Origin of the sequence: Gracilimonas sp. BCB1 (assembly GCF_040117685.2) — a bacterium.
Lineage (GTDB): Bacteria > Bacteroidota > Rhodothermia > Balneolales > Balneolaceae > Gracilimonas.
Genome location: NZ_JBEDYP020000012.1, coordinates 246702 through 270318, shown reverse-complemented (window position 1 = coordinate 270318; position 23617 = coordinate 246702). Strand labels below are relative to the sequence as shown.

The 23617-nt window shown below is 41.9% G+C and carries 27 protein-coding genes and 1 other RNA gene; 9 read left to right on the top strand and 19 right to left on the bottom strand.

Annotated elements, in window-relative coordinates; genetic code table 11:
• Nucleotides 1–117: 117 nt before the first annotated feature.
• The 5 genes from ABFW99_RS07715 to ABFW99_RS07695 form a co-directional block, all read right to left on the bottom strand.
• The gene (locus ABFW99_RS07715) at nt 118–534 is read right to left on the bottom strand and encodes a hypothetical protein (RefSeq protein ID WP_349354936.1); all 417 of its coding nucleotides are present in this window, start codon (nt 532–534) and stop codon (nt 118–120) included.
• Between the two features lie 10 nt (nt 535–544).
• The gene (locus tag ABFW99_RS07710) at nt 545–952 is read right to left on the bottom strand and encodes a hypothetical protein (protein ID WP_349354935.1); all 408 of its coding nucleotides are present in this window, start codon (nt 950–952) and stop codon (nt 545–547) included.
• Nucleotides 949–1626, bottom strand: coding sequence for a DUF433 domain-containing protein (locus ABFW99_RS07705; protein WP_349354934.1), 678 nt, complete (start codon nt 1624–1626; stop codon nt 949–951). Before ABFW99_RS07705 ends, ABFW99_RS07710 begins: the two co-directional genes overlap by 4 nt.
• 116 nt (nt 1627–1742) lie before the next feature.
• Nucleotides 1743–2540 carry a nucleotidyl transferase AbiEii/AbiGii toxin family protein gene (locus ABFW99_RS07700; RefSeq protein ID WP_349354933.1) on the bottom strand — a complete coding sequence of 266 codons (798 nt, stop codon included), beginning with the start codon at nt 2538–2540 and terminating at the stop codon, nt 1743–1745.
• A complete protein-coding gene (locus ABFW99_RS07695) occupies nt 2537–3349 on the bottom strand; it encodes a type IV toxin-antitoxin system AbiEi family antitoxin domain-containing protein (RefSeq protein ID WP_349354932.1) in 813 nt (270 codons plus the stop codon). The genes ABFW99_RS07700 and ABFW99_RS07695 overlap by 4 nt, the downstream gene beginning before the upstream one ends.
• Before the next feature lie 188 nt (nt 3350–3537).
• Here ABFW99_RS07695 and ABFW99_RS07690 point away from each other — a divergent pair, with 188 nt between their 5' ends.
• The 3 genes from ABFW99_RS07690 to ABFW99_RS07680 all read left to right on the top strand — a co-directional run bounded on the left by ABFW99_RS07690 (nt 3538) and on the right by ABFW99_RS07680 (nt 7365).
• Nucleotides 3538–4647 carry a hypothetical protein gene (locus ABFW99_RS07690; RefSeq protein ID WP_349354931.1) on the top strand — a complete coding sequence of 370 codons (1110 nt, stop codon included), beginning with the start codon at nt 3538–3540 and terminating at the stop codon, nt 4645–4647.
• A gap of 88 nt (nt 4648–4735) precedes the next feature.
• Nucleotides 4736–5158: a hypothetical protein gene (locus ABFW99_RS07685; RefSeq protein ID WP_349354930.1), complete on the top strand. Its 423-nt coding sequence runs from the start codon at nt 4736–4738 to the stop codon at nt 5156–5158.
• Nucleotides 5159–5580: 422 nt separating this feature from the next.
• The gene (locus tag ABFW99_RS07680; protein WP_349354929.1) at nt 5581–7365 is read left to right on the top strand and encodes a sensor histidine kinase; all 1785 of its coding nucleotides are present in this window, start codon (nt 5581–5583) and stop codon (nt 7363–7365) included.
• A 27-nt stretch (nt 7366–7392) separates the two neighbouring features.
• Here the strand turns inward: ABFW99_RS07680 and ABFW99_RS07675 are convergent, their stop codons facing one another.
• Nucleotides 7393–8628: a hypothetical protein gene (locus ABFW99_RS07675; protein ID WP_349354928.1), complete on the bottom strand. Its 1236-nt coding sequence runs from the start codon at nt 8626–8628 to the stop codon at nt 7393–7395.
• A 268-nt stretch (nt 8629–8896) separates the two neighbouring features.
• Here ABFW99_RS07675 and ABFW99_RS07670 point away from each other — a divergent pair, with 268 nt between their 5' ends.
• The gene (locus ABFW99_RS07670; RefSeq protein ID WP_349354927.1) at nt 8897–9436 is read left to right on the top strand and encodes a YceI family protein; all 540 of its coding nucleotides are present in this window, start codon (nt 8897–8899) and stop codon (nt 9434–9436) included.
• A gap of 66 nt (nt 9437–9502) precedes the next feature.
• Here the strand turns inward: ABFW99_RS07670 and ABFW99_RS07665 are convergent, their stop codons facing one another.
• The 3 genes from ABFW99_RS07665 to ABFW99_RS07655 are packed head-to-tail and all read right to left on the bottom strand — an operon-like array spanning nt 9503 to nt 11884.
• Nucleotides 9503–10180: a LytR/AlgR family response regulator transcription factor gene (locus tag ABFW99_RS07665; RefSeq protein WP_349354926.1), complete on the bottom strand. Its 678-nt coding sequence runs from the start codon at nt 10178–10180 to the stop codon at nt 9503–9505.
• The gene (locus ABFW99_RS07660; RefSeq protein WP_349354925.1) at nt 10177–11208 is read right to left on the bottom strand and encodes a sensor histidine kinase; all 1032 of its coding nucleotides are present in this window, start codon (nt 11206–11208) and stop codon (nt 10177–10179) included. Before ABFW99_RS07660 ends, ABFW99_RS07665 begins: the two co-directional genes overlap by 4 nt.
• Entirely contained in the window at nt 11195–11884 is a 690-nt protein-coding gene (locus tag ABFW99_RS07655; RefSeq protein WP_349354924.1) for a hypothetical protein, read from the bottom strand. Before ABFW99_RS07655 ends, ABFW99_RS07660 begins: the two co-directional genes overlap by 14 nt.
• A 207-nt stretch (nt 11885–12091) precedes the next feature.
• On the opposite strand from ABFW99_RS07655, the gene ABFW99_RS07650 reads away from it, so the two are divergent.
• A complete protein-coding gene (locus ABFW99_RS07650) occupies nt 12092–13102 on the top strand; it encodes an isoaspartyl peptidase/L-asparaginase family protein (RefSeq protein WP_349354923.1) in 1011 nt (336 codons plus the stop codon).
• 73 nt (nt 13103–13175) lie between these two features.
• Here ABFW99_RS07650 and ABFW99_RS07645 read toward each other — a convergent pair whose 3' ends face one another.
• From ABFW99_RS07645 to ABFW99_RS07620, 6 genes are all read right to left on the bottom strand, one after another.
• Nucleotides 13176–13958: a hypothetical protein gene (locus tag ABFW99_RS07645; RefSeq protein WP_349354922.1), complete on the bottom strand. Its 783-nt coding sequence runs from the start codon at nt 13956–13958 to the stop codon at nt 13176–13178.
• A 99-nt stretch (nt 13959–14057) separates the two neighbouring features.
• Nucleotides 14058–14894: a purine-nucleoside phosphorylase gene (locus ABFW99_RS07640; protein WP_349354921.1), complete on the bottom strand. Its 837-nt coding sequence runs from the start codon at nt 14892–14894 to the stop codon at nt 14058–14060.
• A 58-nt stretch (nt 14895–14952) separates the two neighbouring features.
• Complete coding sequence (locus ABFW99_RS07635; RefSeq protein WP_349354920.1) at nt 14953–15609, bottom strand: DivIVA domain-containing protein; 657 nt, start codon at nt 15607–15609, stop codon at nt 14953–14955.
• A 45-nt stretch (nt 15610–15654) separates the two neighbouring features.
• Nucleotides 15655–16014 carry a hypothetical protein gene (locus tag ABFW99_RS07630; RefSeq protein ID WP_349354919.1) on the bottom strand — a complete coding sequence of 120 codons (360 nt, stop codon included), beginning with the start codon at nt 16012–16014 and terminating at the stop codon, nt 15655–15657.
• A 14-nt stretch (nt 16015–16028) separates the two neighbouring features.
• Nucleotides 16029–16304: a hypothetical protein gene (locus ABFW99_RS07625; RefSeq protein ID WP_349354918.1), complete on the bottom strand. Its 276-nt coding sequence runs from the start codon at nt 16302–16304 to the stop codon at nt 16029–16031.
• A 97-nt stretch (nt 16305–16401) separates the two neighbouring features.
• A complete protein-coding gene (locus ABFW99_RS07620) occupies nt 16402–17106 on the bottom strand; it encodes a YggS family pyridoxal phosphate-dependent enzyme (RefSeq protein WP_349354917.1) in 705 nt (234 codons plus the stop codon).
• Nucleotides 17107–17311: 205 nt separating this feature from the next.
• Between ABFW99_RS07620 and ABFW99_RS07615 the strand changes: the two genes are divergently transcribed.
• The 4 genes from ABFW99_RS07615 (at nt 17312) to ABFW99_RS07600 (ending at nt 20129) form a co-directional block, all read left to right on the top strand.
• Nucleotides 17312–18373 carry a Nif3-like dinuclear metal center hexameric protein gene (locus ABFW99_RS07615; RefSeq protein WP_349354916.1) on the top strand — a complete coding sequence of 354 codons (1062 nt, stop codon included), beginning with the start codon at nt 17312–17314 and terminating at the stop codon, nt 18371–18373.
• Nucleotides 18374–18383: 10 nt separating this feature from the next.
• Entirely contained in the window at nt 18384–19118 is a 735-nt protein-coding gene (locus ABFW99_RS07610) for a zinc ribbon domain-containing protein (protein ID WP_349354915.1), read from the top strand.
• Nucleotides 19119–19287: 169 nt separating this feature from the next.
• An RNA gene (rnpB, locus tag ABFW99_RS07605) (RNase P RNA component class A) lies at nt 19288–19738 on the top strand.
• A 73-nt stretch (nt 19739–19811) separates the two neighbouring features.
• The gene (locus ABFW99_RS07600; protein WP_440707462.1) at nt 19812–20129 is read left to right on the top strand and encodes a DUF3784 domain-containing protein; all 318 of its coding nucleotides are present in this window, start codon (nt 19812–19814) and stop codon (nt 20127–20129) included.
• Here the strand turns inward: ABFW99_RS07600 and smpB are convergent, their stop codons facing one another.
• From smpB to ABFW99_RS07580, 4 genes are all read right to left on the bottom strand, one after another.
• Nucleotides 20130–20603, bottom strand: coding sequence for an SsrA-binding protein SmpB (smpB, locus tag ABFW99_RS07595; protein ID WP_349354914.1), 474 nt, complete (start codon nt 20601–20603; stop codon nt 20130–20132). It lies immediately after the preceding gene.
• Between the two features lie 68 nt (nt 20604–20671).
• On the bottom strand, nt 20672–21097 hold the full coding sequence (locus ABFW99_RS07590) for a hypothetical protein (protein ID WP_440707461.1): 426 nt from the start codon (nt 21095–21097) through the stop codon (nt 20672–20674).
• A gap of 8 nt (nt 21098–21105) precedes the next feature.
• On the bottom strand, nt 21106–22326 hold the full coding sequence (locus ABFW99_RS07585; RefSeq protein WP_349354912.1) for a site-2 protease family protein: 1221 nt from the start codon (nt 22324–22326) through the stop codon (nt 21106–21108).
• Between the two features lie 13 nt (nt 22327–22339).
• Nucleotides 22340–23572, bottom strand: a complete 1233-nt coding sequence (locus ABFW99_RS07580; protein ID WP_349354911.1) for an arginine deiminase — start codon at nt 23570–23572, stop codon at nt 22340–22342.
• Nucleotides 23573–23617: the final 45 nt, after the last annotated feature.

Here is a 23617-nt window from a genome sequence, read left to right as displayed (position 1 = left end):
ATCAACTATCGATATTATGCAGTAAAGCTTACTGTATTTAATAAGAAAAGCAAGGTTATTTCTGAAAAAGTATGGGTAGTTATTACAGTCTATTTAGAAAGGCCTGGAGACTTTAATCTAATAGCTTAAAGAGTTTCGGTAGGTTTTGCCGGTTGAGTCATCATCATCCCAATTTATTTCAATGAATTGCGGAACTGGTATTTGGAAGTTTAAACTCACTCTAAATGATATATGGCTATGTGGTCCTATTAAATAATCTCTTCCATCGGGAACTTGAATGCCAGGTGCATCCACTAAAGGATTATTATCAACTCGAATAGAGATATTGCGTGCTTCTGAATTCCCAATATTTTCTACCACTAATTTACCGGGATCTCGTTCAAGATGCGCCCTTATATCCGCACTATTTTGATCTCTTTCCTCATCATTTCTACGGGCGCGATCAATTTTATGAGATCTAAACCATGTAAAAATGGATATACCTATCGCAAGGATGGATATGACTATTGCCCAGAATTCGAGTGATTTTGGCATGGTTGATTAATTAGCGCTTTTCAAGTTTATAACTCTTTGAAGATGTGTATCGAAGAGCAAAACGGGTTCCTTTTGGGGTTTTTGAAGCTTGAACAATATCATCCCAGCAATTAATAATTGCTTTTATCTTCTCGAATTGTGGACTATTGTGGAGCTTACCACTTATTAAAATATGTGTCACCCTGTGTTGCTTGCAAAGTATAGGTAATTTATTTCCACCTGATTTTCGTCCCCTATCAGCAGTTATTACTATCCATCCATCTGAAGAAATTTCTTTAATCCAATGCGGGTCAAGTGTTCCCTCCTCAAAATACTTTAACAAACTCTTAAAGAATGGTTTGGATGAATGAAATTGGAGTATATCGGAAAGAGCTTTTATTAGTGGTTTACCGATATTTTCATCCACCAGGACTTTCATGCAGCTGGTGTTAACGAATCACAATATGAAAAAGCGGTTTTAACATCTTCAAGATCTATTCCATATAGCTCAGCCACCTTTTCAAAACTCCCTTCATTTCTAACTGATTCCCATAATACAACTGCTGGCACATTACAGGTTTCAACGATAGGTTGTCCAAACCCAATTGATGGGTTCATTTTTATGTTTTCGTATGGTTTATATAGTTTTGCCAAGCCTGTTTCTGGATCAAAAGAAACTTCTTCAAGATAGAATTCAATAATTTTTTTTGAAGTTACTTGATCTGGATTTTTACCAGAGACTTGAATCAAGTCATCCATACTTTCGAGTTGAATAAAAAGATCTTTTCCAGATAAATAGGTAGTATGCTTTCGAGCAAATGGATAAGCTAAGCCATAAGTATCCTCTGCTTTTTTAACTGCATCACGGATTCTCTGTAAAGGTATTTTCTTTTCTACACGAATAGCTCGAATAGCAAGTGTCTGTATGAAATCTATAAAAGAGATAAATGATCCATCTTCAATAAATTCTCCCTCTGCTAAAACTCCCTTTTTTCCATTATTAGCAGAAAACCATGCCCTCAAAGTAGCTTGTGGTAAACGGGCATACCAAGCCGCTTCCTGTAGTGTATACAGGCCAGTTTCCTTTTCTATGGCGGTTGAAATTTTTGTCACTTTGCTATAAAAATTTGGATGTTGTTTGTAATATATAAAAACGAATTATAATGAAATAATTGTACATGAGTTTAACCTGACGCATAAAAGAAATATGGTTAAATTTCTTAGCTGTATTATAGTTTCTGGATCAATTTAGAACTAATGTTTTCATATGCTTCTTCTTGATCATACTCAATTCCAGGTCTTAGTAAAGCCATAATATCTCCGACAAACTCATTATCCTTCATCTTCTCTTCAAGATTGAGCTCGAATTCACGGGCTGTAGGGGCTTTGTTCTCTTCCTGATCCATGTAGGCATGAAAGCACTCAATGATTTTACCGATGTCCAGATCAAGGTTCTCAAAGGCATAATATAGATCAAATAAATCTCGCCCCTTCTTTCGCTGGTATAATGCTCTGAGCTTAGTACCTAAAAGCTCTTCCGCTTGGTACGTCGTTACTTCTGCATTTCCCTGATACCAAGGATTATCCACTGAAAACGTTTCTTTCTGTAATCCCAACACATTAAAGTGCTCTCGCGTATTGATTTCAATTTTGACCCTCATAATTAGCGGAGGACTTACTTCCGTGTCAAATTGATAATACACTGTGCAATTATGTTCATTCAGTTTTACTTGCCGGTCATCTTTCCCGCCCAGGAATATTAACTGATCCCGAATAGCTTCAAGCATGGGTTTGGCTGGACCAGAATGTAGTTGTACCAAATCAATATCTTCAGAATACCTTGCCTGTGGACTCAAAAATAATTTATGGAGAGCTGTTCCTCCTCGGAAAGCGAGGTTTTCCTTCAAAAAATCATTGGAAAATATCTCTACAACGGCTCTGGAAATAACCAAATCCTGTTCAACCTGTGAAGATTCAGTCCAGGGAGCTATGGACCGCCATGCATCTATATACGCTTTAGGGATCATAGTTCGTCAACCTCTACAGTCATATTTGGTATTATTTTCCAACGGTTTGGTGCTTTTTGGTTTTCGCTGTCTGTTTTGGGATTCAGCAGAGCTGGGTAGTAATTCCGGTTGTCTAATACACTATATATGTCATCAGCCAGTGTGGTTTCCTGAAGAACCTCATCGAATAAATAACCTAAGCGTTGAAGGGTTGTGGTTTGAGGGAAATCCTCTGCGGTTTTTGCCAGTGTGTCTGATTCCAGCTCAATGACTAATTCGGCCAAAACCGTGGTAGCCCGGGTTATGCCCCCTATACGGTCTGAGTAAGAGACTAAATCAAGAGCCGTTAATGCCGGACTTGAAAAGTTGATGTACCCGGCATCCGTTTTTTGCTGAGTTACAAAATCAGCATTCCAACCTTTTTTCAAGCAAAAGACAATAGATTGCTGCCTGTTTTTGATCGGTCTTAAATAAGGAGGCTCAGAGATCACGAATTGTGTTTGTGGCTGCTGATGAGCAGCTCCGTGATACATTGCTGCGGTTAGGAGGCCCACATAATAATCGCGTTCCAGGAATTTCATCAGGTCATCGATGAAATAGCCTAATGGAAGAGTTTGGCGGGATGCGTATTCCGGAGGGATGATTAGGTAGAATTCATTTCGCAGTCTGGCCACTCGGTTTTTTTGTAGTAACCGCTGTATTGTTTTTTTAAACGCATTTTCAGTGAGATGAAATTTTTCAATTACTTCATTAGAAGTAAAGGTAAACCGCCCCCGGCTTCTCATTTCATCCAGATAAGCGTCTAAATATTCGTAGTGAGTATCACTCATATATTTTAGTTTCTAACTGCAAAAGGGGTCGAAGTTCCACCCGTTTTGCAGTTAAGAACTAAAAAAGGCGGGTTAAATACAACTATAAAGTGAAGAGGTTAGTACTTTTTTTACTAACTATAATCCTGCTACATTTAGAACATGAATTTATAAATTATATGTAGCATACAAACCATAATAGTTAGTTCATGCCAAATCAAATATTACTAGACAACTGGACTTTACAAGAAATCTCCCTATTAGGGCAATCAGGCCTTTCAAGTGATAAGACAGGTAAGTTAGTAATAGATCAAAAAAATGATACCCATACTTTTGAAGAGATCTCTTTAGGCCTTATACAGCTTCAGGCACTTTTTAGCTTTCTACAAAATTTAGTGCTGCGCGAAATCATTATCACAGATAGCAAATTTATTAATGTTTGGGATGAAAGTAGCTCATTAAAAAGAATCCAATCGGATGGGTTAATTAAGGTTCACGACTTTCAAGAAGAAAAGCTTAAAGAGGTAAGAAAAGCGATTGTTGATCAACTCTGTATCACTTCAAGTATTCGAAAGATACAGCAACAAAATGAACAGGAATGGGTAAAGAACAACAAAAATGTTGATCAGTTCATGTCACAACTTATTTGGGGAGGTGCCGGTATGCTGGCCAGAGGCCATGTATATGAAACATTCTATTTACCCCATCCGCTTCGTGGTTATGCTTTTAAACAATCTCCGATAGCTAAAAGAGACGCCTATACTGAAACACTAAGTTTCATATCAACAAATCAAACCAAGTTACTATACTTCGATAATGAGAATTCAGAGGCGATTCAAGCTAAGTTCTCACTCCCTCCACTTATCTCAGTAATCATTGAGGAATCAAATAGCTTTGAAGATTTATTTATTGTTGCCTTACAACTAAGAAAGGAATATGAAGACCTGAGGTATTGGCTAAAAAAGTTTCAGGAAGCTATAGATCATGAGGACACAAAAGAAATATCAAAACACACAAAAACTTTGAAGTCAATTCAAAAACATATTGAAGCCAAGTATAGCCCAGATAAATTTGGTACTCTTGATTTAAGTTTTGATGTACTAAATTTTAGTCCAGGTATATCAGTTCCTTTGCCTATAAATAAAATTAGGAATAAAATTGGCGTTCGCTCTACTATCAATGATCTTATTCTAACTAAAGCAGGATATTCATCTATAAAAAAACTTTTAAAGCTTCTGGGAGAAGAAAATTCAAAGCTTGGGAAGATGGTTTACGATGAATTAGTTCGGAATTATAGTTCTGAGGGCGAGAAGCATTGAGGTATATTTTCTGAAATAAGTTTTCGGACAAGATATCGGAAAGTAACGGGCGTTAATAGCAATTTATAAGCAAAATAATTAAACATTTATGGAAAATTTAGAGCAATTAAAAGAAAGGATTTTAGCACATTCAACAGCTGAACCAATGGCGAAACTCCTATTTGCAGTAGCGCCTGCAGTAGAATTAGGTATTAGGAATATTATAGCAGAAGTTGAAGACCGTGAAGAACCTCCTCAATTTGATAGAGTTACTTTTTTATTGATGCTTGATAGATTGGAATCAATACTACTTGAATCAAATGAATTGATGCCTGAAGCAGAGTTTCTATTGAATGGTGTAGGACATGCAAGGAGCTTATCTGTCGCCAAGCACATACATGAAAGGTGGGGTGTAATGGAAGAGGAAGTTCAAATCAGAGAAGAAACAATTCAGAATGCTAATGAATATCTTGATAGAGCAAGCTTATTTATTGATAATCTTATTAAACTCCGTAATGAATTGAAATCTTAACCCTAAATACTCTTCTCGCTTAACCTCGTTCCCAGCCACGCGGTTGCGAATTCCTGACAGGACCTCCGGTTCTGATTATACCTTAGAACAACTTGATTTCTGAAGCAAAAAAACGGCAAACAAAACTTTCATTTGCCTTCTCTTAGCCCACTCAAACAAAATTCAGAAACTGTCTTTAGTGCTCAATAAAGTGCATTTAAAGGCAAAAGAGTGAACAATTGTGCTTTCTTCCGGGCGTACTTTTAAGCCGATAGCGTCATAGCTTTCGGCTTTTTTATTCTACCCTTGAAACGCCTTACTATAAATATTCCCTCGAAATATGTACCTTATGCATGCTTGTTTACAGATTTAGGTTCACATAGTAGCTTCTAACCGCCCGGTTTTTACGGACATGTGAGGCTATAGAACTGACTTACAAGAAAATGGCAAACCTCAATTTGGAATCACCAAGCTCTGAAAATACCATAGTTTCTCTTTATTTAGACTTGATTCATCAAATCAGTAAACTTGATGAACACCACCTTTCCATCCCCGACCTGCTTCATAAGGCTACAAACCTGATACCCGATACCTGGGATGAAACCGACCAGGTTGCTGTACAACTTTCCTTTAACAATGCTTCTTATCAGTCGGGGGATGACCCCAAATCAGGGCTCAGTCATACATTCAGTTCCGACATTAATCTTTCTGAATTTCGATTGTCTGTGAAAAAGAACAATGTCGATTTCAACAAACAGGAATCGTCATTGATAGACACCATTGGAACGCTTATTACATCAAAAATAGAACGAATGCTTTCTGCCAAAAGCATAGAAGAAAATGAAAGATTACTCGATAAGGCTTATCAACTGGCACATATTGGCACCTGGGAATATGACATGATTAACCATGAGCTGCACTGGTCCGACATAACCAAACAGGTTCATGGGTTTGAATCAGATTACAAACCCGATGTGGAAAGTACGATCCAGTTGTTTAAAGAGGGCTTTCACAGGGACAACTTCGCAAAAGCTGCATATGATGCTATTGAACACCAGGTCCCATTCGACCTTGAACTAAAAATTATAAGCGGTAAGGGCGATGAACGATGGATCAGAGCTACCGGAGAACCCGAATACGTTAACGGACAATGCATTCGCTTTTACGGTATCAGCCAGAATGTAACGGATCGCAGAAAAGCTGAAGAAGACCTTGAATTGAACGAGAGAAGGTTTAAAGCGCTGGTGCAACACGGGATGGATATGATTGCCATCTTTGATGAAGATGCGAATTACAAATATGTGAGCCCGGCCTCCAACAATGTCCTGAATCTACCACCCGCCTTTTTTATAGGTAAGAACGCGTTTGACCTGATTCACGAAGATGACAAAGACCGAATTTATAGCCTGTATAATTCTTTGGGGGTCAATGAAAGCATCCGGATTGAACCTTTTCGGTTTCTTAACGCCAATGAGGAATGGCGTTGGCTGGAGGCAACGGCTACCAACTTATGCGACGACCCTGCAGTGCAGGGCTATGTTGTAAACTCCCGTGATGTTACAGAACGGCATGTTAAGCATGAACAGATTGTAGAATCCCTTAAAAAGAAAGAAACACTGCTGGCTGAGATACATCACCGCATTAAGAATAACTTGTCTGTACTTACAACCATGCTTGAGCTTCAGGCTTCGGATGAACAAAATGAAGCCGTATTAAACCGGTTGATTGACAGCATTGCTCGTATTCACACTATGGCCAGTATTCATGAACAGCTATATCAATCTGAAAATTATGCTGAACTGGATTTTAGTGACCGAATTAAGCTATTGGCCACCAACATCAAAAAAACTCTTCAAACCCAAGCAAAGGTTGATTTAATTTTCCGGTGCGAGCCTCTCCATATTTCCGTAGATCATGCGCTAGCTTGTTCGTTGGTTGTTAACGAAGTACTTACAAATATTTTCAAGCATGCATTTAAAGACAGAGAAGAAGGACGCATTGTGCTTGAGCTGAATCCCAGTCCCGGGGAATCGAACCCACACCTAAAAATTTCAGATGACGGCGTGGGTTTACCTAAAGGTTTTCAGGCCTCTGGCAGCGAATCGCTTGGTTTATCTCTGATTGATATGTTGTCCGATCAAATTGCGGAAACCTATTCTTTCTCATCCAAAAATAAAGGCACTGTTTTTGAACTTACCTTTAACCAAGGCATTCTAAATCAAAGTTAGTCCGCACTTTCCTTGTTCAAACAGCTTTTATAACCTCGGATTCACTACGTTGTTGTAGATTGAACCAAAGCTGAGTTCCAGACCAAAGCTCAGTTCATAGGAGTAAGATGTAGCCCGTTCTCTCAGGTTTAGTAACTGCTCTTGCTCGGTAATGCCTCCGGCCGGGATGGATAACTGGTTGTTAATCCAGTCATACTCCCCTCTGAAATAAACCGACAAGCCCCGAAAAATCCGGAAGTCAAGCTGTAAATCAGTTCCGATTCTGTTTTTTGTGAAATCATGAAGAAAAGCGGAACCAACCACTTGAGCTTCAAATTCTCCCCATGGCTGTGTAAACCTGATTTGGGTGCTTAGCTGCTGTTGCAATAATTTCTCAGAGTTTTTTCCATACACGGTCACTTCATTATAATCATAATAGCCACCGGTAAAACGATATAAAAAGGTGATTTCCCTTTTTGTGAATTCGCTGTAGGGGAACACACTGTACTCTACAGCCGGACTTGCTTCCAGCAATAAATCATAATTACTTCTTGTTGAATGGCGTGCCTCTGAAGAAATGCCGGCCGACCAATGATCGCCAAGGCTCTTAACCAAAAGAGCTTCAGCATCTCTGCTTTCTGTGGTAAAAGTATCCGTTTCTCCGTCATCTTCAAAGGTCTGCTTTTCGTAGTACTGCTGTACCTCAATCTCAAACTTCCACTCGGGGGTAATGCGCTCTGCGCTAAGTCGCCCATTCAGAGAGAACTCACTTTCGGATTTCTCCCCTTCCAGGTCCGTATCGGCATTTATATCAAATACCCAATAATCCCAATTATCTTTTCGCTCTTGTTGACTGCTTTGGTTTGCGCCGTCAAAATCGATGATCAATCGTTGTGCTACCGGCCTCTCTTTTAAGTAGGAAAACAGCCCCAGTTTTATATACTGATTTAACCCATTCCTTCTTTCATCTTCGGTATCAGATTCCGGTGAGTAAAAGATCATCACGTCGTTAATTCCCGAGAAGTCATTTTCACCGATAAACTCCAGCGTGTATTCCTGTCCCTCACTTCCGGTTTCCTGGCGGGTGATTAGCACATGTACATCCGCATCTTCGTTGGTACGTACATAATTCACGAACTGAATTTCATCCCGAACAAAACTCTCATCACACGTTCTTCGGCAATCCAGGAATACATTAATAGTAGAAGTTGAATCCTGTGCCGTTGCAGGTCCGGGATATATAAAACCTGCCAATAGTAACAGACACGTAAGTTTCTTTTTCATTTGTTTGATGTAGTAAATTATTGCTGAGTTCAGTTTTGAAAGCATGTTTAAGGTAAACAGAGGCACTTGTTTATTCTGTAATTCTATATTAAAAAAAAGGGTTCTTCACCGCTTCAGGGGCAATGAATTAACCCGACCTCGATACTTTTCATTCAGCTCCCCGGAATAAAATCAGGGCGATAGGAACTTTCTATTGTTGGGTTGAGTTATCTGTGCATACATTTAGTTCAACATTAAACTATTTAATACTAATCTAAATTATACTATTATGGCAACCTGGAATATTGACCCTACTCATTCAGAGATACAGTTTAAAGTGAAGCACCTGGTTATTTCGACCGTTACCGGAAACTTCAAGAGTTTCAATGGCTCCTTAGAGACAGAAGATGATTCATTTGAAAATGCTTCTGTTACCTTTGAAGCAGACACCGACAGTATTACAACCAATAACGCAGACAGAGATAACCACCTGAAGTCTGATGACTTTTTTAATGCTGAAGAATTCCCAAAGATGACTTTTGAATCAACATCATTCACAAACACTGGTAATAACACTTATGAGCTTACCGGAAATTTGACGATCCGTGACATTACCAAAGAAGTTTCTCTGAATGTGGAACATGGAGGAACTGTGGACGATCCATATGGACAAACCAAAGCCGGGTTTGAAATTAATGGCTCTATCAACCGGAAGGAATTCGGATTGAAATGGAATGCCGTTACAGAAGCCGGAAGTGTTGTTGTAGCAGATGAAGTAAAGCTACAGCTAAACGTACAGGTTGTAGAATCTGAACCTGTGGAAGCTTAAACACGACAACTTTTTAGTTACGTATAGAGGGGCGGTCTTTGCTGAGGCCGCCTTTCCTTTTATTAATCAGGAGGTGTACTTTCCCATAAACGCCTCTTTGTACGCCTTCCCCACCGGTATAGAATGCTCTCCAAGTTTGATAAGATTTCCTTCGAGATACTCAATGCTGGAAAGTGAAACGATATAGGATTTATGAACCCGGCTAAACATGGGCTCCGGAAGCTGGTTACAAAAATCCTTTAAGGTCTGATTAAAGGTGAGTCTTCTCTCTTTGGTATAAACCGTGATGTAGTCGCCCTTGCTTTCAGCGAACATTATTTCGCTTACTCCAATTCTGTATAGCTTTCCGTCTGCTTTGATTGTTACCACCTGTTCTGTTGGTTCACCTGCCTCTTGTTTACCCCACGCTTTATCTATCGCTTTCAAAAACCGCTCAAATGAAAACGGTTTTAGCAGATAATCCACCACATCCAATTCATACCCTTCCAGAGCATATTCTGAGTAAGCAGTGGTGAGAATAACCTGTGGTGCGTTATTCAGCGTTTTAAGAAATTCGATGCCGGACAATCGCGGCATATTGACGTCCAAAAACAACAAGTCAACTTCCTTTTCTTTTACCACTATTCTGGCCTCTAAAGCATTTTTAAACGACGCTGTCAGTTCCAGTTCAGGTGTGTCGGCAATGTATTGTTCCAAAACGGATCGAGCCGCCGGTTCATCATCAATTATCACACAACGCATCATGCTGTCCCCAGTTTAAGTGTAAGTTCATACAGGTTTTCCTGTTGGTTGATGTCCAGGCTGTAACTTCCATTGTACGCCAGGTCTAATCTTTTTTTGGCATTTTGAAGGCCGGTTCCCGTGGTCTTTTTCTCCTTATTTCCCTCTTCATATACGGTGTTTTTACAGTGCAGAACTAATTCCTCTGCTTCCTGTTTTATCTGTATGGATATCAGAGCTTTCTCCTCGGTCAGGTCTGCATGCTTGAAACAGTTTTCAATGAAGATAATTAACAATAGCGGGGCAATTAGCTTCCCTGAAAAATCCCCCTCTGTGCTAAAATGAACTTTTTCGGGCTCATTCAACCGCTCTTTATGTAACCCTACAAAGTGAGTGAGGTATTCTATCTCTTCTTCCAGTAAAACCTGTTCCTGATCCATCTTATCAACCACATAGCGTAGCATATCCGATAATTTCAGAATCAGTGCTGGTGCTTTATCACTTTTTTTGAGGGCTTCGCTGTAAATCGTATTCAGCGAGTTAAATAAAAAGTGCGGATTTACCTGGGCCCTCAGGGCTTTCAATTCTGATACCCGTTTCTCGGATTCCAGTTCGGTAATCTTACCCCTGGCTCTTAATGACTCAAACCAACTGCGCCCGAATTCCAGCGAAGAGCTCAAAACCAGGTAAAGGATCCCAAAACCTATTACCTCAAGAGGTTCGTAAATACCAACCAGATAGTAGCCCGGAAATAACCAGTCAGCCAGAATCAAGAACGAAAAGTTATATATCGGAAAAGCGGCCCCCAACAAGCAAAACAGAGTTATTCCGTAAGCCCAAAAGTTTGATTTGGCCAGGTAATTAGGAAGCAGATGAAAGGAGTGAACAGATACTATAAAAATCAGAGGTAAATGAAACAGAAAAGTATAAATAACATCGATAGTTCGGATGTCGCCAGTTCGGCTGAATACTTCCAACCCGCCATAAAAAGAAACTGCCCAGAACACCAGGTACATGAGCAGTTTTATATTTAAAAATTTACTGAACCGCATACGGCACTCTTTTCAGGGTTAAAGCCTCCTGATAAGCCTCTTCTTCTTCGCCATATTTCTCTACAAACTGTTGCAGTTCGGGGGTGGAAGCTGTGATTAATATCTCCGTAGAATCATCATAATCAGATTTTACCACCTCGTGCTTAATCCGAACACGATTGTTCAGTATTTGATCTTTGATCCAGCTGCTTTCAAGATGCTCCAGCACCAGTTTGTCGCCCTGCACATCAATCCTCGAAAAAGTATTAATGTTAAACCTGTGAGTAATAACGGGTGAAGCGGACATTCCTAAATCAATATCAAGAAGCTTCAGATTAAGATAATGTTGACCATTCAACTTGCCCACCTTTCCTAAAAATAGTACCGGTGCAGTATTGGGTTCATCAGTCTCCTCAAATAAAATCAGGTATGCGTTCATTTTTAGTGAGTCTTCTTCCCCGGGATCAAAACTTATGTCTTCATCGGGATATTTCCGAATCAACTCCGCAAGCATTTTCGGGTTATTGTCAGACGCGAATGTCCACCGCTGATCTCCATTTTCAAAGGTTCCGTCCAGTCCTTCAAGCAGTATTGCTTCTTCAGCTGTAAATAAGGGGTGAACCGATTTCAGAAAACAACCTGAAAGACTCACCACCAATAATGAAAGCAATAAAGCTTTAGTTATCGTCTTTTTCATAATTCAGTGATTAATTAATATTGCACACCAAAGAAATGCAGGTTTGTGACCGCATTTAAATTTTTTCGATGAACACCCCGTTTTTCTCGGCCAACGTCCGTCATCTGCCTTTCGGGAACTGCTAAAATAGGTAAATGAAATAATCGGCACTTTAAAATGGAGGATTTGTGAGTTATAATCCCTCCTAAATCTAACTAACTACCCGTTATGAAAAACATTTTCTTTGCTCTTCTTTCAATACTTGTGTTTGCAAGCTGCACACAACCTCAGAATTCCGATGCCCCCCAACCTGATCAAAAAGAATGGTCCATTGCCCTGCATGGTGGTGCGGGATATGTTTCCAAAGACATGCCTGAAGATCGTAAACAGGCTTATATGGAATCTTTGGAGGAAGCCCTGAACATCGGTGCCGAAATTTTAGAAAACGGCGGCTCGGCCCTCGATGCCATTGAAAAAACCGTTAATTATCTGGAAGACAACGAGCTGTATAACGCCGGAAAAGGGGCCGTTTTCACCTCGGAAGGAAAAAATGAGTTAGATGCCGCCATCATGGACGGTACAACGCTGAATGCCGGAGCTATAACGGGAGTAACCACCGTCAAGAATCCGGTTTCATTAGCGCGTAAAGTAATGACCGAATCCAAACACGTGTTCTTTTCTGCTGATGGGGCAGAGACCTTTGCCGACCAAACTGATGTGGAACGTGTAGACCCCGAGTATTTCTACACCGAGCGCCGTCTCCAGTCTCTGAAAAGAGCCCAAGCCGCCGAGCAAGAATCCAACCTGATTGAAACCAACCAACAAAAAGCCTGGAAATACGGAACCGTCGGTGCTGTTGCCCTTGACAAAAACGGCAAACTTGCCGCAGCAACTTCTACCGGTGGAATGACCAATAAAAAGTACGGGCGCGTAGGTGATGTTCCTATCATCGGGTCCGGAACCTATGCAAATGACCTTGTTGCCGTTTCTGCTACCGGTTGGGGAGAGAAAATTATGCTGAACGTTTCAGCACATACATTGGCGGCATATATGGAATTTAAAAATGCCACATTACAACAATCTATGGATTACCTGGTAGATGATGTGCTTGAACCCGGTGATGCCGGCTTCATTGCCGTTGACAAATATGGGAATTTCTCCATGAAAACGAATACAGGGTCTATGTTCCGCGCGGCAACCGATTCAGACGGAAATAAAGAGGTGGGAATTTGGGAGTAAAGTGTTTACGTGATTAGGTGTTAACGTGCTAACATTTTCTCCAACATTCGCACGTTAAAACCTAAACACTTTCCTACTCTAACCCGAGGCGAAATTGGTCGCGCAGCTCCTGAATATAGATTCCGATGTCATTTCTCAGTTCAAACAATACGGAATGAAATTCCAGGTACTCTTTTTTCAAGAAGAGTGATTTCTTTTTAAGAGACTGTAATAATTCAAGGGCATGATTCGCACTGGCCAGCGCCTTCTTGGAGTATGCGATATTGGCCCCAATGTATTCCGGTTCAAACCCAAAAGAATGTCCGCCGGCAAGCTTGGCGCCGATCTTCAGGCTTTCATCTACAAATTCCTGAAAATCTTCAGACTGTTGTTTTACCGGTACTGTTTCTGCCCACTTCAGGATATCAACGGCAAACTCTTTGGCCTCATAAAAAGCATCCAGGTCTTCGAGTGAGCCGTAATCGGTATGCGCGTATTGGTCGCTCAGACTTTTCCATTCTTCACCTTCATCAAAGTCGTCAAAGTCTTCGTCTGTCTGATCCATGAAGCCATCTTCATTCAGCCCAAACAGGAAATCTTCATCATCCCAATCGTCATCTTCGTCGTCCCAGTCGTCTTCATCCTCCGGGAAGTATGCTTCGTCCATGAGCAGCTCTTCTTCTACATAAGCTTCGAAGGCATCGTCTTCATTCTGGCTTTCTTTAAGCAGGGTCAGCCATCTTGGTATATTTCCTTTGGGGTCAGAAGCGATAAACTTGCGCAGCTGTTCGCTCTTTTTCTCTACTTCGTTTAAGTGAGCTTCCCACTTGAATTCGTCCCACTGTTCGTCATCGAATCCATCAAAATGCTGGTGCATATAGGCAGGCTGTTGGTTGCTGTTTATTATAAAAAAGGAATTGTAGGTAGTAATGCAATACTTTGTGGAAAAGTAACGCTTTTTGTGGATAAAAAGTTGTTATAACCGCTCCAAAACATTAATAATTACCTGGGTCATTTTAGGCTCAGCCATGGCTGCTGCAGCAAGCACATCTTCAATATCCACAGGCTCTAAGGCATCAGGAAAACACTCATCAGTAATTACTGAAATACCAAGCACATCCATTCCCATATGAATAGCTGAGATTACTTCGGGCACTGTACTCATCCCTACCACATCAGCACCAAGCTGACGCATATACCGGTATTCGGCTTTCGTCTCCAGCATAGGCCCGGTTACCGCAAGGTACACTCCCTGGTGCATCTTTATAGAGTTTTCAAGAGCCACATTTTCTGCCAGTTCAAGTAGGCGTTCGGTGTAAGGCTCGCTCATATCCGGGAATCGCGGACCAAGTTCGTCATCATTAGGCCCAATCAATGGGTTGTCACCCAAAAAGTTGATATGGTCATTTATCAGCATGATATCTCCGCGGCTGAAATTAGGATTCAGTCCGCCGCAGGCATTGCTAACAAATAGTGATTGTGCGCCGAGAGCTTTAGCTACCCGTACAGGAAAAGCGATCTGCTGCATGGTATATCCCTCGTAGTAGTGAAAACGCCCCTGCATAGCTACCACATCTTTTCCACCCAGGCGTCCAAAGATCAGCTTACCGGCATGGCTTTCTACAGTAGAAACGGGATAGTGGGGGATATCTGCATAACTGATTACATGCTCGGCATCTATTTCATCGGCAAGTTGGCCCAAGCCGGTTCCCAAAATGAGTAAATACTCCGGCTGGAATTCTGTTTCTCCCTTGATAAACTGTACTGCTTCGTCTCTTTTCTTGCGAAATTCCTCAACCGTATCGTATTTCATAAAGTGTAATTAGAAGGTGCTGTTGATTAAATACAGAAGTGCAAAAATACGACAACCACTAATCTATTTCATCAAGAATATCGTCCAGCCGGTCGCTGCCGGGAGGGAATGCGTGATCTTCTTCGTCCTCATCTTCGCCCCCGTTTTGGGCAGCATCCAAGCTGTTTGATTCATTTTCTTCATCAAGCATAAACTTGGTGGGCCGGGTTGGGTTTTCCAGTGATTCTTCTAACCGCTCTTCTTTGGGCAGCTGAAACACTTCCATTTCATCTTTACTGAACTGTTCCACCGACTTCTTAGCGTTTTCGAGATAAGAGGTTATACCATTGATAATTTCTTCGCGACGATCCAGCAGCCTTAATATACTTTGGCGAATTTGCTGGCGGTTGTGGTTGGCCTCTTTGATGATGGCATCAGCTTCCATCTCGGCTTTTTCCAGGGTGTTCTTCGCTTCCTGCTTGGCACCTGACACCTTTTGCTCCATCGACTCTTTGGCGGTTTGCAAGGTTTCGTGAAGAGCATCTTCCACACGCTCGTAATGCTTCACCCTTTCCGTAAGCTTGTCGATTTGTTGTTCAAGCTCTTTGTTTTTGTTAATCAGGTGTTCAAATTCATTCGATACCAGTGTAAGAAAAGCCTGTACATCAGCTGTATCGTACCCGCGAAGCCCTTTTTCAAAAGTTTGTTGTTTTATTTCAAGAGGAGTGAGTTTCATAACCAAATGTTTTTCGTGGACCTTAAAGCTTAATAAAAATACTATTTATTCATTTAACATGTTCCGCAGATTTCCGTCATCGTCTTTTTCTTTTTTTGATGATGAACGCACTTCCTCTTCCTCTATTTCAATTTCCGGCATCGACTTTTCATTGTCATCCACCAGGTATCGTTCCTCTTCAATATCCGAAACCACTTCTTCAAGGTTGGCTATTCGGCGTTCCGTGTTTTTTTTAAACTCTCCCAATGCCTTAAAAAACTGAGGATTTATATCTCCTGAACCATCCTTATTTCCCTGGTTAATTTTAGCCATTATCAGCTTGTAGATTCCCGTCAAAATCAAGGCGGTCAGGCTTGTGCCAAAAACAATAGCCACCAATGATAAAATCATAATTTCTTCAGGCATAATCACTCCATTTATTAAGCTCTTGTTTTCCGTTTTGAACCGGTATTATCGGAATTTTGACCTTCAACTTCATCATCAATCTCAATGTCGCTTAACGAGTTTACCGGCTCTCCAGACGACTTTCTTTCTTCCTCAGTCACAATGGCTTCCAGGTTTTCAACTCTGGATTTCAGGTTATGAATGATTTTTCTCATTTCATTCAGCTCGCGTGAACTGCCCATCCGCTTTTCTTCCATTTCCAGTTCTTTCTCTTTGTATGCATAAACCAGCCCGCCAATTATTGCGATCATAGGAATTAATGCGTACCACGGTAGTCCAAATAACATAATGCCCTCAAAGTTTAGTTAGTAATAGTTCAAATATAGGTGAAAATCACTACGCATCAAGCTAATTATAGTTACGTTCTCCAAAGATCGCGCTGCCTATCCTAACCATGGTTGCCCCTTCCTGAATGGCCACCTCCATATCGTTTGTCATCCCCATGGATAGATGCTTCAGATTCACGCTTCCCTTGTTGTACTTCTGGTGAGAATCGAACAATTCTTTTAACAGCTTAAACTCAGAACGAACATCTTCAGGATCGTCAACAAAAGTTGCCATCCCCATCAGACCCTGTATTTTTACATGATCATAATCCTGAGCCGATTCTAGTATTTTTGCTAAGTCCCCGGGTTCGCATCCACCTTTTTGATTCTCCCCGCTGATGTTTACCTGAATTAGGGCGTTGACCACCCTGTTGGCTTTTCCGGCTCTTTTCTCAATTTCTTTCAAATACTTTGCCTTCTCAACAGAATGAATCCAGTTTACCCGGTCTGCAATATATTTGATTTTATTGGTCTGAATGTTTCCGATGAAATGCCAAACTACATCCGGAAGCTCGATTTCAGCCATCTTATCCTCCAGCTCTTTCATTCGGTTTTCCCCGAACTGCAAATGGCCGGCGGTAATGGCTTCTAAAATGTCTTCTGAAGGCTTGGTTTTACTGACGGCAACAAGGGTGATTTCTTTGGGATCCCTTCCGGAATCCTTCGCAGCCTTTTCAATTTTTTGTTGAATTGATTTAAGGTTTTGGGCGATATCCTGTTCACTCATTACAAAAAATGGTCTTTTTTTAGCTCTTCAGTGTAATTAACCATAAGATAAGCTTTTATCATTCATCAATAAGCCTTATTTTTGGAAGCTCTAAGGTTATCGTAATTAATGGTTACTGATTTATTGAACGTATTCAAATTCATACTTTTCATACATCATCCGTCCAGAAGGTCGTCGGGTTTCAAAGTGCAAGGAGATAGATAGCATGTCAACCCGAATCCGGCAAATATCTACTTTCCTCAATCAGTGGGCTCCTCCCAAAGTAAAAATGGATTATGATAACGTCGGATTACTCGTAGGAGATCCAAATGCGCAGGTAACTTCCATTCTAACCTGCCTTGATGTAACCGACAGTGTTGTTGCAGAAGCCATCGAAACCGGATGTGAACTTATTGTAGCTCATCACCCGCTTATTTTTAGCAAGATTGGAAGCATTAACCCTACCAATGAGCAAGGGCGCATTATCTACAAGCTCATCAAAAACGATATTGGATTACTTGTAGCCCATACTAATTTAGACGCAGCCCTTGATGGCGTATCTTTTGTACTGGCCAATATGCTGGGGCTCGACAACCTCAAGTTTCTTGATAAGAATTATTCCATAAGCCGAAAAATCCGCCTTATCACGTCTCACAAAGACAGTGATGCCGTACTTAAGTTATTGAATTATCACTCGGCAGAGGAAGCCCACCATTTTGACGTGAACAGCCGCGAAGACGGACTGAAATGTTTTGAAGCCATCATTGACCAGCACAACGTATCTGTTCTGAAAAAAGCCCTGAACAAAGAAGGTATGCTGAAAGAGGGAAGTTTCCAGGTTGTTGATCTTGCATCAACCTCTCAGAATTTTGGAATGGGTGTTTTAGGGGAATATCCCGAAGAGGGAATCGGCAAAAACGAATTTTTGCACCTGGTATCGAAAGCCTTGAATGTAAAGGCTATACGATATTCCGGTGATGTTGACCGAATTAAAAGCGTAGCCGTTTGTGGCGGCGCCGGCGTATTTTTGAAAAACAAAGCCCTTGCAGCCGGTGCCCAGGCTCTTGTAACCGCCGATATCAAATATCACGATTATTTCACTGAAGCCGATAATTTCCTGTTGCTGGATGTCGGCCATTATGAAAGTGAATTCCCTGTTGCCGAAGCCCTGAAAAACGAGCTAGCCGAAGCCTTTGAAGAACTTACTGTTTCTGTAACCCGAACCGTAACGAACCCGATGCAGGTATATGTATCGGAACCTGAACCGAAAACTATTCAACCAAGCTGAAACTCACTCCATGAACGAAGTATTACAAAAATTAGCCAACCTCCAATACATTGACAGTCGCATAGACGAGCTGAAACAGCTTCGGGGCGACCTTCCGGAAGAAGTGCTGGATCTGGAGACGGACATTGCGCGAAAGGAAGCAAAGCTCAATAACCTCGAAGAGGAAGACCAGAACCTCACGGTCGAGTTCGATAATCTTAAGCTTGACCTGCAAAGCTCTGAAGAAAAGATTCAAAAGTACGAAGATCAGCAGATGAGCGTGCGCAATAACCGCGAATACGATGCTCTGACCAAGGAGATCGAAGCTCAGAAGCAGGTGATCGAAAATGCGGAATCCCGACTTAAAGAAATCGAGAAGCGCAAGGAAGAAATTGGCCCGGAAATTGAAACCGCCAAAGAAGAACTTGAGGCCGCTCAAAAGCTGTACGACGAAAAAAGCGAAAGCCTTGATGATGTAGTCAAGTCTACAGAAGAGGAAGAGAAACAACTTCTCAAAAAACGTGAAGAAGTTGAAAAAGAAATTGACGATCGATACATGCGCAGCTACAATCGCTTACGCGACGGGCTGAACAACGGCATGGCTGTTGTTGCCATGGATCGCGGGGCCGCCCTTGGAATGGCGCTCCCGCCGCAAACGCAGGTCGAAGTTCGCAGAAAGAATAAAATCATCATTGATGAGAACAGCGGGCGTATTGTAGTAGATCAGTCTTTCTTTGACAACGCTAAGGAAGAATTATCTATCTGATAAGAACCATTTTCGGATCAGCACATTGTTTATGAAAAAAGGGAAGTCGAGCACTTCCCTTTTTTATTTGCCAAATCCCTGAGTCATTCCTGCGAAGGCATGATTCTGATTTCGCCGCGAGATAACAAATACCCTATTTCATACAAACAAAACTCTTATCTTTTTACGACAGGAAAGCCGGGTAATCGCTTGGCACAATTATGTGCCGGGAGGAAAGTCCGGACACCAACAAGTACCGCGCTCCCCGATTCGGTTCAGCCGGCGAAGGGGAGGCTTCTCGTCAGGAATGGCGGGATGACAGACAGTGCAACAGAAAACAAACCGCTTCAGCGCGGAACGCTGAGAAATTCCAAGCCACAAATTCCAATAACCAAATAGTAAATTAAACATTGGAATTTGATTTTTGGTGCTTGGAGTTTTCAACGCTCCGCGTTGGAGTAAGGGTGAAAAGGTGAGGTAAGAGCTCACCGTCCCGTACCGCAAGGTCGGGAGCAGTGTAAACCTCGCGGGGTGCAAGTTCATGTAGATGGTATATGCCGCTTGTCGTGACGCCATCGGGTGGAATGCGCCAGATAAATGATTACCCCCGACAGAATCCGGCTTACAGGCTTTCCTGTTGACTTTACATGAAAACCCCGCTCTTATCCGAGAGTGGGGTTTTGTTTTATATAATCACATACGTTAGCTTAAGTTATGAATCACCTAAACCTAATAGCTGGTATATTTTTTATCCTAATTGGTGTATTGGTAAAGGTTTTTCCGAGCTTGATTGCGGGATATAATAATCTTTCTAATTCCGAAAAAAAGAGTATTAATGAAAAAGTTTTAGTCTCTTTTGTTCAGGCTATTCTATTCGGCTTAGGTATTGGAAATATGTTGTTCTTTCTGATTATCAGAATACTGGATTGGCCAGATTCATACGGGGGAACTTTCTTTAAATACACCTCGATTGGCATTATACTTCTCTCTGTTCTTTACCTGAACATCAAAAAACCTCATCACAAGAAATAACTACATATTAATCTTGTAGTTTCCCTTCACATTGCGCTCAATCTGGCGCTTCACATCCTTTTCTTTGATGGAATCTCTCTTGTCGTACTGCTTTTTACCTCTGGCTATTCCGATCAACACCTTGGCATTTCCTTTTTTGAAGTAGAGCTTTAGCGGAACAATGGTGTAGCCTTTCTGTTCGGTTGCTTTTTCAAGCTCTCGTATTTCCCGCTTGTTGAGCAATAATTTTCTCGGACGGGTTTCATTGTGATTGTAGTAGGAGCCGTGCTCGTAAGGCTTAATGTACATGTCCCGCAGGAACACCTCTCCGCTTTGTATGTACGCAAAAGTATCGGCAAAACTGGCTTTTCCCGCACGCAGCGACTTTACCTCGGTTCCTTTCAAAACCAAACCGGCTTCGTAGGTCTCCTCGATATGATAATCGTGGCTGGCCTTTCGGTTTTTTATGGTCGGTGTTGTTTTCTTATCGCTCATTTGATCACAGATTATTGTGATTGAGTTTATTTACTGATTATTCGCTGGTTTGGAGGGCACAGCTTCCTTTAAATTTCGAAGCCTAATTCTTTAAGCTTTTCCATGATTTCCGGCTCCGGGCTGCGGTCTGGAAATGTCCGGTAGATGCCTAAAATCTGGTCGGTTTCGGCAATGGCCTTCTCATTCTCCGGATTGATCTCCAACACCGCAATAAATTCACGCAGTGCATTATTCGCATTTTCACGCATCTGAGACGGATCTGAATTATAGATCAGGTAAATACCGTGTTGCAGATGCACCTCTTCTTTAAGGGCTACCACTTCCGGGGAAGTTGGCCGGCCATCCAGAATGGTCATGGCATCTTCAAATTTAGCCTCTTCCACCAGGCTGTTAACCTGCTGCTCAAGTGTTTGTTCTTGTTCAGCCTTTTGTTCGGATTGATTGCAGGCCGTAAATAATCCTGCTGTTAGGATTGCAAAAAGTAAAATTCTCATTGATTTCATCAGTTCATGTAAATTGGATTCGGACTAATACAGAGCAGAAAGATAAGCATACTCAGCCAGCCTATCACGCGCCGGCCCGGGGATAATTTTTCTTCAATATCTACGGGCGGATGCTCAACCCCAACCACAAATGCCATGAAAAAGCTCCATACAACCCATATATAAGACGCCTGACCAGCTTCCACCCCGCCAACGGTGTAGTCATAAACAACCGACCCTATAATTGAGGCGGCCATCATCGCATATATCCAATAACGATCTGAGCGGAAGGCGCGATTCATGAGCACAAAAAGGATAAAGCCCCATACCACATATTCTGCTAAGGGCATGGTTGTATAACCGGCAATAAACTCCCGGAGCAACGGAATAGCTTCCGCTCCGCCAATGGCAGTAATCAGGGTAAAAAACAGTCGGGCCACCACCCTGTGCTTTTTATATCCAATCAGTGAATACAGAATATGTCCGCCATCCAGCTGGCCTACCGGCATCAGGTTCAGCGCTGTAAAAAACAGCCCCAACCAGCCTGCAAAAAGAAAAGGAAAGTGATACATCTCCCACATGGGCGGAACATTATCAAAAATGGATGCCAATGCGGAGTACAACAGCGTATTTCCAACGGTAAGCACACCCTGCCCCTCCACTTCATCCGTTATAAATTCCGGATAGGTCCCGTTCTGGGTTACATACTCTTTTAGTTCTTCGTGACCTGAAAAATTTTGAACATACTCAGTCGGTTCAGGCAGGGTAGCAAAACCAATCATCAGTACAACCAGCGCCACGATGAAACCCGCTACAGGACCTGAAGCCCCGATATCAAACAGCTTGTGCATTTTTCGGATTCGCTCCTTAATCCGAATTACTGCTCCAAGTGTTCCTATTCCGATTGGAAGAGGAATGTAGTAAGGAAGTGTGACTTTAATCTTGTGGTGTACCGCTGCAAAATAGTGCCCGAACTCATGAACGGTAAGAAAAGACAAAAGCAAACCGGCAAAAAGCAAGCCCCTAAGCATGTCGGTGGTGTTGGGGATGGCAAACGGAAACAGAACCGGTTCAAACCCTACAAAATTGGCGCCGGTCATAGTCACAAAGAAAAAAGTGAGCAGGAACAGCCCAAGATGCTTTAAAATGGTCTTGGTGTCAGGCTTATTCTTGGGCTCCTCTTTTCTGGATAGCACTTCAAAGTCGCTCGTAACTTCCTCTTGATATGGGTTAGAACTCAATCGTCTCTTGTTATTAGGTTAATGGCTTTCTCGAAATCGGAAGGGTCATACATCGCGCTCCGCCTCGCCCGCGACACAGCTCATGCCCCTGAAAACTGATGGCAATCTTTTGTCCGTCTTTTGGGGTGAAACCTTCCTTACCGTATTCCTCAACAAACTCATACTGATTCATCAGGTCGTAACCGTGGTCAACCAGGGTGTTGAAGGTGTTGGTATTGCGCTCATATCCTACAATTACACCGGGGGCCAGGGCAAAAACGTTGGCGCCGTCGGTCCATTGTTCGCGAAATTGATTGGTTCGGTCTTCGCCACCACACTTGATGAAATTAAAGTCTCTTCCGGTTTCCTCTTCCAGCGCAGATTGTAATGAGCTTTTCATTTCTGTTTTGATAGAATCCCCATCCTTAAACAGGGCAACTACATTGTTCTTCTGCTCTAAAATAGCCGGGGGAAATACGATGCACTCGCTTTCATCCGCAAACGTAAAAATAGTATCCAGATGCATGGATGAACGCTGTTTTGGGATGTCCACCGCCAGCACGGTTTCCACTCCACTGTTCAGAAGTCCCTCGGTACCTTTCATCAGTCCGCTGAAGGATGTTCGTTCACTCATTCCGATGAGCACAAGCTTGTCAGAAACGACCAATACATCCCCGCCTTCTATCGACTGATGTCCGGATATTTTTATGGCCTGTTCCCTCACATTTTCAAACAAAGGGTGGAACTCAACCAACGTTTCCATAAGCAACGACTCACGTAAACGAGCTTTTTTTGCCGCTCGTGAAATAAGGATATTATCTCCTACAACGGCAGCCAGGTCCCTCGTAAAAAGCAGGTTTGGAGAAGGGTTCAAAGAAAACCCTTGTGAGCGCTCCAAATATCCCTGAGTTACAAAAACTAAAAGTTCTTTAGGGTCCAGCTTACGAAGCTTCTTTTCTACCACATGCAGGTTCTCTTCCGGAAACTCCCTGATCAGCTGCTCAATAAAAAATAGCCGGGCGTCTTCATTCTTAAATACCTCTGTCAAAAGGTCCAGAATCTCGATCACATTGCCGTTGGAGGGCATTGCTGTTTTAAAAACCTCCAGCATATCCAGGTGCTCAATTCTGGCATCTTCCTCAAAGATGATGTCGTCGAACAGGAGTTCATCTTTTAGTTCGGGATTTACCAGAGATACTTCATGTCCCGGTGTGTGGACGATTACTCCCTGAAGGTGACCTATTTCTGAAGAAACATTTATATCCATAAAATGGTTGAATGATTGATTGTCAGAGCCGTGAAATATAACGGT

Excerpts from the sequence above, each read along its gene's own strand:
- ABFW99_RS07715 (WP_349354936.1), bottom strand. The coding sequence starts at position 534 with ATGCCAAAATCACTCGAATTCTGGGCAATAGTCATATCCATCCTTGCG.
- ABFW99_RS07710 (WP_349354935.1), bottom strand. The coding sequence starts at position 952 with ATGAAAGTCCTGGTGGATGAAAATATCGGTAAACCACTAATAAAAGCT.
- ABFW99_RS07700 (WP_349354933.1), bottom strand. The coding sequence starts at position 2,540 with ATGATCCCTAAAGCGTATATAGATGCATGGCGGTCCATAGCTCCCTGG.
- ABFW99_RS07695 (WP_349354932.1), bottom strand. The coding sequence starts at position 3,349 with ATGAGTGATACTCACTACGAATATTTAGACGCTTATCTGGATGAAATG.
- ABFW99_RS07690 (WP_349354931.1), top strand. The coding sequence starts at position 3,538 with ATGCCAAATCAAATATTACTAGACAACTGGACTTTACAAGAAATCTCC.
- ABFW99_RS07685 (WP_349354930.1), top strand. The coding sequence starts at position 4,736 with ATGGAAAATTTAGAGCAATTAAAAGAAAGGATTTTAGCACATTCAACA.
- ABFW99_RS07680 (WP_349354929.1), top strand. The coding sequence starts at position 5,581 with ATGGCAAACCTCAATTTGGAATCACCAAGCTCTGAAAATACCATAGTT.
- ABFW99_RS07675 (WP_349354928.1), bottom strand. The coding sequence starts at position 8,628 with ATGAAAAAGAAACTTACGTGTCTGTTACTATTGGCAGGTTTTATATAT.
- ABFW99_RS07670 (WP_349354927.1), top strand. The coding sequence starts at position 8,897 with ATGGCAACCTGGAATATTGACCCTACTCATTCAGAGATACAGTTTAAA.
- ABFW99_RS07665 (WP_349354926.1), bottom strand. The coding sequence starts at position 10,180 with ATGATGCGTTGTGTGATAATTGATGATGAACCGGCGGCTCGATCCGTT.
- ABFW99_RS07660 (WP_349354925.1), bottom strand. The coding sequence starts at position 11,208 with ATGCGGTTCAGTAAATTTTTAAATATAAAACTGCTCATGTACCTGGTG.
- ABFW99_RS07655 (WP_349354924.1), bottom strand. The coding sequence starts at position 11,884 with ATGAAAAAGACGATAACTAAAGCTTTATTGCTTTCATTATTGGTGGTG.
- ABFW99_RS07650 (WP_349354923.1), top strand. The coding sequence starts at position 12,092 with ATGAAAAACATTTTCTTTGCTCTTCTTTCAATACTTGTGTTTGCAAGC.
- ABFW99_RS07645 (WP_349354922.1), bottom strand. The coding sequence starts at position 13,958 with ATGCACCAGCATTTTGATGGATTCGATGACGAACAGTGGGACGAATTC.
- ABFW99_RS07640 (WP_349354921.1), bottom strand. The coding sequence starts at position 14,894 with ATGAAATACGATACGGTTGAGGAATTTCGCAAGAAAAGAGACGAAGCA.
- ABFW99_RS07635 (WP_349354920.1), bottom strand. The coding sequence starts at position 15,609 with ATGAAACTCACTCCTCTTGAAATAAAACAACAAACTTTTGAAAAAGGG.
- ABFW99_RS07630 (WP_349354919.1), bottom strand. The coding sequence starts at position 16,014 with ATGCCTGAAGAAATTATGATTTTATCATTGGTGGCTATTGTTTTTGGC.
- ABFW99_RS07625 (WP_349354918.1), bottom strand. The coding sequence starts at position 16,304 with ATGATCGCAATAATTGGCGGGCTGGTTTATGCATACAAAGAGAAAGAA.
- ABFW99_RS07620 (WP_349354917.1), bottom strand. The coding sequence starts at position 17,106 with ATGAGTGAACAGGATATCGCCCAAAACCTTAAATCAATTCAACAAAAA.
- ABFW99_RS07615 (WP_349354916.1), top strand. The coding sequence starts at position 17,312 with ATGTCAACCCGAATCCGGCAAATATCTACTTTCCTCAATCAGTGGGCT.
- ABFW99_RS07610 (WP_349354915.1), top strand. The coding sequence starts at position 18,384 with ATGAACGAAGTATTACAAAAATTAGCCAACCTCCAATACATTGACAGT.
- ABFW99_RS07600 (WP_440707462.1), top strand. The coding sequence starts at position 19,812 with ATGAATCACCTAAACCTAATAGCTGGTATATTTTTTATCCTAATTGGT.
- smpB (WP_349354914.1), bottom strand. The coding sequence starts at position 20,603 with ATGAGCGATAAGAAAACAACACCGACCATAAAAAACCGAAAGGCCAGC.
- ABFW99_RS07590 (WP_440707461.1), bottom strand. The coding sequence starts at position 21,097 with ATGAGAATTTTACTTTTTGCAATCCTAACAGCAGGATTATTTACGGCC.
- ABFW99_RS07580 (WP_349354911.1), bottom strand. The coding sequence starts at position 23,572 with ATGGATATAAATGTTTCTTCAGAAATAGGTCACCTTCAGGGAGTAATC.